This window comes from Pseudomonas sp. EZ-C24, from assembly GCF_014525325.1.
Classification (GTDB): Bacteria; Pseudomonadota; Gammaproteobacteria; order Pseudomonadales; family Pseudomonadaceae; genus Aquipseudomonas; species Aquipseudomonas shirazensis.
Genome location: NZ_JACDIU010000024.1, coordinates 17239 through 29087 on the forward strand (window position 1 = coordinate 17239; position 11849 = coordinate 29087).

The window sequence follows — 11849 nt, forward strand, 5'->3', positions numbered from 1 at the left end:
CGTAGGGTGGGCAACGGCGGAGCCTTGTCCACCTAAAGCAGCCAACTCCATTACAATCCTCCGCTTTGCCGCACCGACCGAGAATTCGTTATGTCCATCAGCTCCACCATCAAGTCCATCCAGGACATCATGCGCAAAGACGTCGGCGTCGATGGCGACGCCCAGCGCATTGGCCAGTTGGTCTGGCTGCTGTTCCTCAAGATCTTCGATGACCGCGAGCTGGAATGGGAGCTGATGGACGACAACTACAAGTCGCCCATCCCCGACAGCTGCCGTTGGCGCACCTGGGCGGCCGACCCGGAAGGCATGACTGGCGATGCACTGAAGGACTTTATTGACAACAACCTCTTCCCCCAACTGCAGAACCTGCACGAATACAGCAACACGCCCTCGGCCTTTGTGGTGCGCAGCGTATTTGAAGACGCCTACAACTACATGAAGTCCGGCCAGCTGCTGCGTCAGGTGATCAACAAAATTCAGGAAGGCGTGGACTTCAACAAGGCCCAGGAACGCCACGAGTTCGGCAACCTCTACGAGCAATTGCTGCGCGACCTGCAGAACGCCGGCAACGCGGGCGAGTTCTACACCCCGCGCCCGGTCACCGAATTTATGGTGCGCATGGTCGATCCCAAGCTGGATGAAAAAGTCATGGACCCGGCCTGCGGCACCGGCGGCTTTCTCACCTGCGCCATCGAGCACAAACGCAGTCGCTATGTAAAAACCGCCGAAGACGAACGCACCCTGCAGGCCAGCATCTTCGGCGTGGAGAAAAAACCGCTGCCACATCTGCTGGCCACCACCAATATGATTCTGCATGGCATCGAGGTGCCCAGCCAGATCCGCCACGACAACACCCTGAGCAAACCGCTAATTAGCTGGGGTCCAAGCGAGCGAGTGCACTGCATCGTCGCTAACCCACCGTTCGGCGGCATGGAAGAAGACGGCATCGAAACCAACTTCCCCGCCGCATTCCGCACCCGCGAAACCGCCGACCTGTTTCTGGTGCTGATCATGCAACTGCTCAAGGACGGCGGGCGCGCCGCCGTGGTGCTGCCCGATGGCTTTTTGTTTGGCGAAGGCATCAAAAGCCGCATCAAGGAGAAGTTGCTGACCGAGTGTAACCTGCACACCATCGTTCGCCTGCCCAACGGTGTGTTCAACCCCTACACCGGCATCAAGACCAATCTGTTGTTTTTCACCAAGGGCACGCCGACTAAGCAAGTGTGGTTCTACGAACACCAGTACCCGGCCGGCGTGAAGAACTACTCCAAGACCCGGCCCATGCGCATCGAAGAATTCGTCGTCGAAGAAGCCTGGTGGGGCAACGAGGCCGATGGCTTTGCTGCGCGGGTGGAGAACGAATTCGCCTGGCATGTCAGTGTCGAAGAGCTGCAGGCACGCAACTGGAACCTGGACTGCAAGAACCCGCATATCGGCGAACAGATCAGTCATGATCCGGACGAGCTGCTGCGCAACTACGCCAAACTGCAAAACGAAATCAGCGACCTGCGCGATCAGCTTAAAGCCGTGCTGGCCGAAGCCCTGGAGCGCCAGGTATGACGGCGTTGCTCACCGACAACCTCCCCCTGCTGGCCGGTGCGCCCAATGGCATCAAGAAGCTGCGTGAGCTGATTCTGGAATTGGCGGTGCGCGGCAAGTTGGTGCCGCAAGATCCCAGCGATGAGCCGGCCAGTCAGTTGCTAAAGCGCATCGCCGTGGAAAAGGCGCGGCTGGTGGCCGAGGAGAAAATTAAGAAGCAGAAGCCGCTGGTGGAGATAGACCAAGAAGATAAACCCTTTGACGTCCCTACCAACTGGGAGTGGGTTCGCATAGCAGCTGTTGGTCATGATTGGGGTCAGAAAACCCCAGGTCAAGCATTCACATATATCGACGTTGGTGCTATTGATAATGCCGCTGGGATAATCAGTACTCCCCAAGTAATTATGGCTACAGATGCGCCATCGCGAGCACGAAAAATGGTTAGGCCTGGTACGGTGATTTACTCTACTATTCGACCGTACCTTCTAAACGTTGCTGTTATCGATGAAGCATATGAGCAAGAACCAATTGCTAGCACTGCGTTCGCGATCATCCATCCCTACTTGGAGATGCCTGCAAGATATTTTCTCTATTATTTGAGAAGCCCCGTTTTTGTCCGATATGTTGAGTCTGTGCAGATGGGTATCGCTTACCCAGCCATTAATGACGGTCAGTTTTTCAGCGGGTTAATTCCGCTTCCACCAGTCGCCGAACAACACCGCATTGTCGCCAAAGTCGATGAACTGATGGCGCTCTGTGACCGCCTGGAAGCCCAACAGGTCGACGTCGAGAGAACCCACGCCCAACTGGTACAAGCGCTGCTCGACAGCCTGATCCAAGCCAGCGACGCCACCGACTTCGCCGCCAACTGGCAAAGCCTGGCTGAGCACTTCCAAACCCTGTTCACCACCGAACCCAGCATCGACGCTCTCAAACAAACTCTACTGCAACTTGCTGTGATGGGCAAACTGGTGCCGCAAGATCCCAGCGATGAGCCGGCCGACGATTTACTGGTAAAAATAGCTACAGAGATTGCGCAGCTCCATTCAGAAGGAAAAATCAGGAAGCCAAAATCGATAATCCCTGTTTCCACAGAAGATGCAGCATTTGAAGCGCCTCAAGGGTGGAAGTGGTTGAGGCTTTCGCAGATAACACGACAGTTAGGCGATGGCCTGCACGGCACACCGATTTATAACCAAGACGGCGAATTCCATTTTGTGAATGGAAACAACTTGAAGGGAGGCAAGATCGTCATCAAGCCGGAAACCAAGACGGTTAGTGAAACTGAGTACTCCAAACATAAGAAACCTCTGGACGAGCAAAGTCTTCTAGTTTCAATCAACGGCACTATCGGCAATGTTGCTTTTTACAACTCCGAAAAAATCGTTCTAGGGAAAAGCGCTTGCTACTTGAACCTTGCTAACGGGGTGTCAAAACACTTTGTCAGATTATTGATTGAGGCCCCTGGATTTATGAAATATGCCTTAAAGAGTGCAACCGGGACCACAATCAAGAATCTTGGCCTCAAAGCAATGAATGACTATCCAATTGCTCTTCCGCCACTCAACGAACAACACCGCATCGTCGCCAAAGTCGATCAACTGATGGCCCTCTGCGACCAACTAAAAAACCGCCTGACCCAAGCACGCCAGCTGAACGAACAACTGGCCAGCACTCTGGTCGAGCAGGCATTGGCCTAGCAGCTTGCAGGCCGCATCACGTTAAGGAAAACCCCATGCCCATCAGAACGCAAATCTGGACGGTCGGTGCCAACCCAGCCAGTTGCATGAGTGCATCCTGCCCAGCGAGCAGTTGCACCGGATGGGCGGTTGAACGAGGCGCAGAAGGCAATCATTGAAACCGACTTCAGCATGACGCAGGGGCAATTGGTGGTGCCCAGCCGCAGGGCATTGGTAAAGTACGTGTTGCAGCGGTACCAGATTGACCACCGCAACATGGCGATACTTCCCGAAGCCCAGCAACTGGTGGTGAACAACCTCCAGGAACTGCAGCCTTGGGTGGTGAAGTACTGAAAATTTAATCTCAGCAGCTTCAATCGAGATCAACCGATTGACTGTGCCAACCTGCTCGGCAAGCTGGTTCTGGTCATTATTCTGCAGATGCGGGATAGCACCGACATATTGTGCGGTTATGCCTGTTATCCCGTAGTCATTTAGCTCAGTGACCACGCTTGGACCAGGGTCGCCAGAGAGTGGGCGACCCTGATCATCGGCAGGCCAGAAATACTTGTCGCAGTATTCCAATCGGTATTCCAGCTTAAAATACAAACCGGAATTCCCAATATCCATCAATATGTTACTGACTTAACTCAGATTACCCCGGCTCACGATTTGAGAGCGTGAACACTTGAGAAACAATGGGCAACAGATTCAGGCACGAGTAGCAATCTGCAACTGACAAATCAATCGCACAGCTTCTCCACAGTCTCAGCCACCTGCCCGCCATCAAACTCCGAAAACCGCTGCTTCAACCGCTCAATGGTCCAACGCCACTTCAGCGCAGTCGGCCTACACACCGTCGGTGCTTTCTTGCCTACCGATCAGCATCCATTCATCAGAGAGGATGCTCAGCGAGTTGATGAGCATCTCCTCCAGCAACACCTCGCTGGGCAATTGACCGGGGCGCTGCTTGTTGAGCATCAGGTCGACACCCCAGACCTCTGTTTTGGTCGACACGCGTGGAGTGCTCCGAGACATGCTTCGCGCCACACAGTAGCCCGGCTGACAGGTAGCCAACGATTTCGGCAGGTGACGCGGCGGTGGGGACTACGAGTACACCTGAAAAACCTGTAGGAAGATTCCTCTTTTTGATAGGCTTTTTGCCATCACCCTAGAGGAAATGGAATGCCGGTCGTCATCGTCGAGAACGACACATCGCAGTGGGAAGACCAGACGGGCGCCGTCTACCACTTCCCTAAGCGTTACCAGAACTGGCTGGCCCAGGGTACGGACGTGATCTATTACAAAGGGCGCATTCAAGATAAGGCCTTTGCTTCCGCTCGTCTCAGCAACGCTCCGCATTACTTCGCCAAGGCCCGTATCGGCAAGGTGTACCCTGATAAAGGCAGCACAAAAGGAGACCTGTTTGCGTTGATCGAGGGTTTCACTCCATTCGAACAACCCGTCGCGGCAAAAGTGGACGGTGAATACCTTGAAACCATCCCCACTAAACGCCTCAAAAACTACTGGCGAGACGGCGTTCGGCCAATCTCCGCCGTTGACTACGATGCCATTCTGCATCACGCCAAATTTGGGGCAGTCGCGAATGAGCAGCCCTCAGAAGCCAACACAGAAAGTGATCCCCTGATCTTCGAATCAGCCAACGAGGGCAGCCAGCAGAGCTACTTCGGCACTCGATATGAACGCCGAAAAGATTTGAGGACGAAGGCGATCGCCATCCATGGCCTTGAATGCAAAGCCTGCGGATTTAATTTCGAGGATGCCTATGGTGAGCACGCCAAGGGTTTCATTCATATTCACCATGTCGTACCGATTTCGGACTTTGGTGGCGAAAAAGCTGTGAACCCAGAAACTGATCTTGTGCCCCTTTGCGCCAACTGCCACGCAGTGGTCCATCGCAAGCGAGAGATGACTTTGAGCATCGAAGACCTCAAAGCCATGTTGCGCGGCCGTTGGGTAAATACGATATAGACGCGGCCGCACCGACCGCAGTTTCCGGCTCTGGCGCCGTTGCGCCGCAACAACGTGTGCGGCGCCACACCCCAAACGCCTGCCGAGACGCATTACTAAAATGCGGAAAATCTGAGAACCCGTACTCCAACGCCGCCTGCGAACCGCTCCTCACCTACCCCCTCTCAATCACCGCCCGGCTAGCAATCAACCGCTCCCGCCAGATCTCCTCTACCGGCGAGTTCTGATACCGCGCAAACGCTCGAATCACCGGTAGATGCGTTCATGCTGCAGCAGCACCACTGAACTGGCCGCCTTGCCCCCATGGCCAATCAGCTGTCGCAGCAACATAACCACGGTGCGGGCGTCGTCCAGCACCAGCGTGGGGAGTCGTCGATGTGAATCAGCCGCTGGGCCGAGCGCCCACAGAGGTACAGCGGCACCAACAGCGAGGTGGCGCCCAGAGAGCAACTTCCGTTGACCTGCAGCGCACTCAAACCAAGTCCAGAGCAACAAAAAACCTGTACAAAGAACTTTCCCTGTACAACACACTCATACGGATTGATATCAAAACGTCACTATGCAGGCGCTTCCCGCATTCCCATGCGTGGCAGCCCGCGTAGCACCCCCGCCAGGCCTTGAAAGGTAACACCCGCAATGTTCGACAATTTCAGCATTTCAAAAAAGCTGTACACCGGTTTCGGTCTGGTCCTGATCATAATTGCAGTCCTGGTGCTTTCTGCCTTACGCGGCTTCGACCAAGTCAGCAGCAGCGTCAAACGCAACATCCACAGCTACGACGTGCTCAACCACTCAAACACCATCCTGAACAGCCTCGTCGACATCGAAACCGCCATGCGCGGCTTTGCTCTGACTGGGCAAGACAGCTTCCTTGAGCCGATGCTCAAAGGTGAGGAGGCCTTCGCCAACTCGCTTGCGCTGGTCAAAAAAGCGACTCAGGACAACCCAGAGCAACAAGCACGGCTGGACCGCCTGCAAGCGGTTTACCAGCAGTGGCTGCAGCAGGACATGCAGAGCGCCATCACCTTACGCCGAGAAATCAACGCTGATCGCGCCCCGCTGACCACCCTCATCAGCCAAATCAGCTCAGGGCAAGCCAAAGCCAAGATGGATGCAATGCGCGCACTCATCACCGAGTTTCAGGATGCAGAAAAAGCGCTGCAAGAAGAACGCAGCACCCTCATGGACGACTCCAAATCCACTGCTTTTACCATTCTGGTAGTGGGAGGGTTGGCCGCAGCGATCCTGGCAATACTGATCGCAACGCTGCTCACCAAGACCATTACCGGACGCTTGAGCCAAGCGGTCACCCTCGCTCGCAACATTGCTGATGGGCGCTTGGACAACAAGATAGAAGTTGCAGGCAACGACGAAGTGAGCACGCTTCAACAAGCCTTCCAGGCCATGCAAGACCGCCTACGCGCCATGATTCGCGAGATTGGCATCAGCGCGGAACAACTGGTGGGTGCAGCCGACAATATCTCGACCGCATCGCTGCAGCTGTCGACCTCAGTTCAAGAGCAATCACACTCGGCGTCGTCAATGGCTGCCACCGTTGAGGAACTGACGGTGAGCATAAACCACGTTTCCGACAACGCTGTCGAAGCGCATGCCCAGTCCAGCGAGTCAGGGCGCCAGTCCAGTGAAGGCGGCAGCGTCATTCAAGAGACCCTGGAGCGCATGAACCTCATCGCGCAAACCGTAGAGGCCTCAGCATCGCAAATCAGCGACCTCGACAATCATGCTGAGCAAATCAGCAGCATCGTCAGTGTGATTAAAAGCATTGCGGACCAGACCAACCTGCTTGCACTAAATGCCGCGATTGAAGCCGCTCGAGCGGGCGAGCAGGGTCGCGGGTTTGCTGTCGTCGCCGACGAAGTCCGCTTGTTGGCACAGCGCACCGGCAACTCGACCCAAGAGATCACCGAGATGGTGAAAAGGATTCAACTGGGTACCCGTGATGCTGTGCAACAGATGGAGGTCGGTGTTACCCAGGTGAAAGGCGGCGTCGATATGGCGCAACGAGCGGGTGATGCGATCGTCGGCATTCGTCAGTCTTCGGGTGACGTGGTTCGCATGGTTGATCAGATTTCTCTGGCCCTGCGTGAACAGACTGCAGCCAGCCAGGACGTGGCTCGCAATGTTGAACGGATTGCGCAGATGTCACAGCAGAATAGCCAGGCGGTGGAGCAGACCACCGAAACTGCTGGCACGTTGCAGCAGTTGGCGCAGGGCCTGCACAGGCAGGTGAGTGTGTTTAGGCTTTGAGTAATTAAGAGTATGTGCGTCTGAGGAGATAGCTTCGAACCTGGCTGGCGCTGCTACCTAGCGCCAACCGCAATCTTCCGGCTCAGGCGCCATTGCGCCGCAACAACGTATGCGGCGCCACCCCAAACGCCTTCCTAAACGCATGACTAAAATGCGAAAAATCCGAAAAACCAAACTCCAGCGCCGCCTGCGAAACACTCCTAACCTGCCCACACTCAATCGCCGCCCGGCTAGCATTCAGCCTTTCCTTCCAAATCTCCGCCACCGGCGACTTCTGATGCCGAGCAAACGCCCGAGTCACTGTCCGCGTGGACACATGATGCGCCACCGCAATCGTCTCGATCGACAACTCCGGCTCAGTCAAATGCCGCTGTATGTAGTTCATGATCCGCCCATACAGATCCAGCTCTTGATGGGTGGTCTTGAGGTCTTGCAGCTCCAGGCTGAGCACCAGCAAATCAATGATGGTGTTGGAGTAGCGCCGGGAGATCCCTTCATCCTGCAACAGCGCGACTGAGCTGGCCGCCTGGCCGATCATCTGCCGCAGCGGGATCACGCCGGGGCGGGTTTCGTCGAGCACCAGTGCGGTGAAGTCGCCGATGCGCGGTAGGCGTTGGGCGAGTAGTGGGCGGGGGATGCGGATCAGGTGGTTTTCGGTACCACCGAGACTGAAGCGGAACGGTTGGGTTGCGTCGTAAAGAAACAAATTGCCGGCGCTGAGGCTGGCTTTGCGGGTGTGTTGCTCGATTTCGCCGTAGCCACCGTGGGTGAATCCGAGCCAGATGTCTTCGGCGGGGTCGCTGCGCAAATGCTGCTCGGAGCGCACCCAGTGGTGCAGCGGCGACGACAGGGTGGTGATGTCCAGGGGGCCAATTCCGTTGACCTGCAGCGCACCTTCGAAATCGCTCTGCGACGAGGGTTTGCTGTCTGCCGACAGGCAATGGTGGCAGACCACTTCTCGCCAGTAATCAAAGCGGCGTGCGGGTGAAACGGCAAGGGTTGTGTAGTGGTTGGTCTCAGCCATGATGGCGCTCACCTTGATGCAACAACGGGAGAAAACGGGGCACTGTTACCGCCGGTGGTACAGGCAATAAACACGCCAGCGGGTTGTGTTGGCGCGAGAGTGTCTACTGCGTGATTGCGCAAACGTGTGGCTGTTAACAGCGTCACCTTCTCTCCCCATTTCAGGGCAAAAGTCCTGTTTTACGTAGTGCGCCGCACCCTCTTGGTTCGTGCTCAAGCGGGTGTTTTGGTGCTGTCTTTTCCAACCAAACGGTTGTCCTTGCGAACAAAGCGGGGCTGGTCGGTCCTGCCTAACTTTGACCTTACGGCAAATCAGCAACCCATGCCGATGAGGTGAGCCCATGCGATTCGAACAACAACAGCAGGTGGCAGATGAGTTGAGGTGGCTGCATATGCGTGACCTTGCGCCTGAGGAGTTTTTGTCTTGGGTGCTTGAGTGGGGGGGATGTGCGGTGCGGGCTCGGTTGGGGAGGGGCTTGCTTAATGCCATCGCTTTGAAAGCGAAAAATCGGGTCTGGTTTGCGTGGGTTGGGGGCTGCTTTGCAGCCCTTTCGCGACACAAGGCCGCTCCTACACGGACCGCGTCCAACGGGGCTGCTGTTCGGAGCAGTACGGAGCGTTTGAAAGCAATGACCCTGAATACTGAGCGTGTGCCTGAAATTAAAATAATGAGGAGCCTGTGATGGAGTCTGCAATCGACAAACACCTCAAGTGCCCGCGCACTTTATCGCGCCGGGTGCCTGATGATTACCAGCCGCCCTTCCCGATGTGGGTGGGCCGTGCTGATGAGCAGTTGACTCAGGTGGTGATGGCTTACCTGGGCGTGCAATACAAAGGTGACGGCCAGCGTGAGCAGGCCTTGCAGGCGATGCGTGACATCGTTGCCAGCTTCAGCCTGGCCGACGGCCCGCTGACCCACGACTTGACCCACCACACCGACAACAGCGGCTACGACAACCTGATGATCGTCGGCTACTGGAAGGACGCCGGGGCTTATTGCCGTTGGGTGCGTTCGGCCGAGGTGGAGGGTTGGTGGAGTTCGCCGCAGCGCTTGAATGATGGCCTGGGTTATTACCGTGAGATCTCTGCGCCGCGGGCAGAGCAGTTCGAGACGTTGTATGCGTTTCAGAGCGACTTGCCGGGCGTTGGCGCGGTGATGGACAACACCAGTGGCGAGATCGAAGAGCACGGTTACTGGGGCTCGATGCGCGACCGTTTCCCGGTGTCGCAAACCGATTGGATGAACCCTAACGGCGAGCTGCGGGTGGTGTCTGGCGACCCGGCCAAGGGCGGTCGGGTGGTGGTGGTCGGCCATGACAATATCGCTTTGATTCGCTCGGGCCAGGACTGGGCCGCGGCGGAGGCGGCGGAGCGTTCGTTGTACCTGGATGAGATCTTGCCGACCTTGCAGGACGGCATGGACTTCTTGCGCGATAACGGCCAGCCGTTGGGCTGTTACAGCAATCGCTTCGTGCGCAATATCGATGCGAACGGCAACTTCCTCGACATGAGTTACAACATCGGCCACTGGCGCTCGGTGGAAAAACTCGAGCGCTGGGCGGAATCACACCCGACTCATTTGCGCATCTTCGTTACCTTCTTCCGGGTGGCGGCGGGGCTGCAGAAGTTGCGCCTGTACCACGAAGTGTCGGTGTCGGATGCGAGCAGCCAGGTGTTCGAATACATCAACTGCCACCCGCACACGGGCATGTTGCGTGACGCGCAAGTAAACACCAACTAACAACCGAACTCCACGTTTAGCCCTGCACCTGCCGTTATTACGGCAGCGGGGCTCTTTTTGCCCGAATTTGGGCTCAAAATAAGGACTTGGTCCATGAAACAGCTCCGTTACCTGATGCTCGCGGTGGCCGCACCGTGCCTGTCTGCCCAAGCGGTTGAAGTTGCGCCGGGGGATTATGAAGTGCTGCCGGTAGGTGCAACCATCGGTGTGGTCTATTACCAGCACTCCACCACCGACAGTCTTTACGCCCAGGGGCACAAGGCCAGCTCGGACTTCAACTTGACCTCTAATGTCGGCATCTTGCGTTTGCTGCATGTGTACAAATTGACCGACCGGCTGACCATCGAGCCGCAGTTTCTGTTGCCGTTCGGCCATGTCTCCAGCGGCGGTGACGCTTCGGCTCTGGGCAGCGCCAGCGGTATCGGTGACCTGACCCTGACCGCGCCGCTCAAGTACCGCCTCAACGAAGCCAACGACACGGTCGGCGCTACGGTTTATCTGGTCGCACCGACGGGCAACTACGACCGCAAAGACGGGCTCAACCTGGGCGAAAACCGCTGGAAGGTCGACTTGCAGGCGGCGTACATCAAGCACTTCGGTGAGAAGTGGGCAGTTGACTTGGTGGGTGATGCGATCTGGTACGGCGACAACGACGACTTCGGCGCCAACTCGGTCCGGCGTGAACAGGATACGTCCTACGCCGCGCAGTTGATGGGGCGCTACATCATCGACCCGGGCACGTCACTGGCCCTTGGTTTTGGCCACACCTGGGGCGGCGAAAACAAAGTCGACGGCAGCAACCAGGATGACCGCGGCGAGACCACCAACTTCCGCGTCACCGCGACCAAATTCTTTACCGCTCAGGACCAACTGCAGATGCAACTGGGGCGTGACCTCGCGGTAGAAAACGGCCCGAAAGAAAACTTTCGCCTGAACCTCAGGTACGCCCGGGTCTTTTAACCGTCTGCCGATCCTCAGCTGAAATGGAGCATCCACATGACTGACCAAAACGCTTCCACCGAGCAACAACCTTCGCTGTACACCCGCCTGGGCGGCTACGACGTGATCTACCAGTTCGCCGGCGCGGTATTGCGCAAGACCATGGGCCACCCGGCCATTGGCCATATCTGGGCGCATATGTCCGAGTCGACCTTCCAGAAAGAGCACATCAACTTTGTCGACTTCCTCTCCCAGCACTGGGGTGGCAGCGCCAAGTACCGCGGCCGCGACATGGTCACCGCACACCGCGGCATGGGCCTGACCGAGGTGCACTGGCAAGCCACGCTGGATTGCCTGGAGGAGTGCTACAACGACTACAACCTGGCGCCGGAGCTGCGCAAGGAGGTCAACGATTTTCTGGTCAAGTTCAAACCTGCGGTGATCGGCAGCCCGTCCTACCGCGACGTGGTCCTGGCCAACCCTGAGATGGACCCAGCCAAGGGCATGAAGAGCGTCGGCGTGGTCTGGCCCGCACGTGGCGAAGCGGCGGCACAGGCCGCAGTACCCAAGCTCGAGTCGTAACACCGCTCGGCCACCTAGATGAGGCTCAGCACCTGGCGCAAGGCAGTCCTTCTCAACCAAGCGACTGTCCTGCTCAACCAAGTGCC

General features: G+C 56.9%; 9 protein-coding genes and 2 pseudogenes. 8 read left to right on the plus strand and 3 right to left on the minus strand.

Annotated features, from left to right (window positions below):
* Positions 1–90: 90 nt before the first annotated feature.
* The 3 genes and pseudogenes from IDM28_RS19375 to IDM28_RS19385 form a co-directional block, all read left to right on the plus strand.
* The gene (locus IDM28_RS19375) at positions 91–1560 is read left to right on the plus strand and encodes a type I restriction-modification system subunit M (RefSeq protein ID WP_188036690.1); all 1470 of its coding nucleotides are present in this window, start codon (positions 91–93) and stop codon (positions 1558–1560) included.
* Complete coding sequence (locus IDM28_RS19380; protein ID WP_188036691.1) at positions 1557–3239, plus strand: restriction endonuclease subunit S; 1683 nt, start codon at positions 1557–1559, stop codon at positions 3237–3239. The genes IDM28_RS19375 and IDM28_RS19380 overlap by 4 nt, the downstream gene beginning before the upstream one ends.
* 114 nt (positions 3240–3353) lie before the next feature.
* Positions 3354–3572 (plus strand): annotated as a pseudogene (locus IDM28_RS19385) (WYL domain-containing protein); the annotation flags it as partial.
* Between the two features lie 495 nt (positions 3573–4067).
* On the opposite strand, the gene IDM28_RS19390 reads toward IDM28_RS19385, so the two are convergent.
* Positions 4068–4235 carry a hypothetical protein gene (locus IDM28_RS19390; RefSeq protein WP_262500169.1) on the minus strand — a complete coding sequence of 56 codons (168 nt, stop codon included), beginning with the start codon at positions 4233–4235 and terminating at the stop codon, positions 4068–4070.
* Positions 4236–4403: 168 nt separating this feature from the next.
* Here IDM28_RS19390 and IDM28_RS19395 point away from each other — a divergent pair, with 168 nt between their 5' ends.
* Complete coding sequence (locus IDM28_RS19395) at positions 4404–5210, plus strand: HNH endonuclease (RefSeq protein WP_188036692.1); 807 nt, start codon at positions 4404–4406, stop codon at positions 5208–5210.
* Positions 5211–5248: 38 nt separating this feature from the next.
* On the opposite strand, the pseudogene IDM28_RS23945 reads toward IDM28_RS19395, so the two are convergent.
* Positions 5249–5460, minus strand: a pseudogene (locus tag IDM28_RS23945) (AraC family transcriptional regulator); the annotation flags it as partial.
* Between the two features lie 386 nt (positions 5461–5846).
* On the opposite strand from IDM28_RS23945, the gene IDM28_RS19400 reads away from it, so the two are divergent.
* Positions 5847–7478 carry a methyl-accepting chemotaxis protein gene (locus tag IDM28_RS19400; protein ID WP_188036693.1) on the plus strand — a complete coding sequence of 544 codons (1632 nt, stop codon included), beginning with the start codon at positions 5847–5849 and terminating at the stop codon, positions 7476–7478.
* Between the two features lie 82 nt (positions 7479–7560).
* On the opposite strand, the gene IDM28_RS19405 is transcribed toward IDM28_RS19400, so the two are convergent.
* Positions 7561–8502 carry a helix-turn-helix domain-containing protein gene (locus tag IDM28_RS19405; protein WP_150572278.1) on the minus strand — a complete coding sequence of 314 codons (942 nt, stop codon included), beginning with the start codon at positions 8500–8502 and terminating at the stop codon, positions 7561–7563.
* Between the two features lie 681 nt (positions 8503–9183).
* Between IDM28_RS19405 and IDM28_RS19410 the strand changes: the two genes are divergently transcribed.
* From IDM28_RS19410 to IDM28_RS19420, 3 genes are all read left to right on the plus strand, one after another.
* Positions 9184–10242 carry a phenylacetaldoxime dehydratase family protein gene (locus IDM28_RS19410; protein ID WP_188036694.1) on the plus strand — a complete coding sequence of 353 codons (1059 nt, stop codon included), beginning with the start codon at positions 9184–9186 and terminating at the stop codon, positions 10240–10242.
* A 93-nt stretch (positions 10243–10335) separates the two neighbouring features.
* Complete coding sequence (locus IDM28_RS19415; protein ID WP_188036695.1) at positions 10336–11202, plus strand: transporter; 867 nt, start codon at positions 10336–10338, stop codon at positions 11200–11202.
* Positions 11203–11238: 36 nt separating this feature from the next.
* The gene (locus tag IDM28_RS19420) at positions 11239–11763 is read left to right on the plus strand and encodes a group I truncated hemoglobin (protein ID WP_188036696.1); all 525 of its coding nucleotides are present in this window, start codon (positions 11239–11241) and stop codon (positions 11761–11763) included.
* Positions 11764–11849 lie beyond the last annotated feature (86 nt).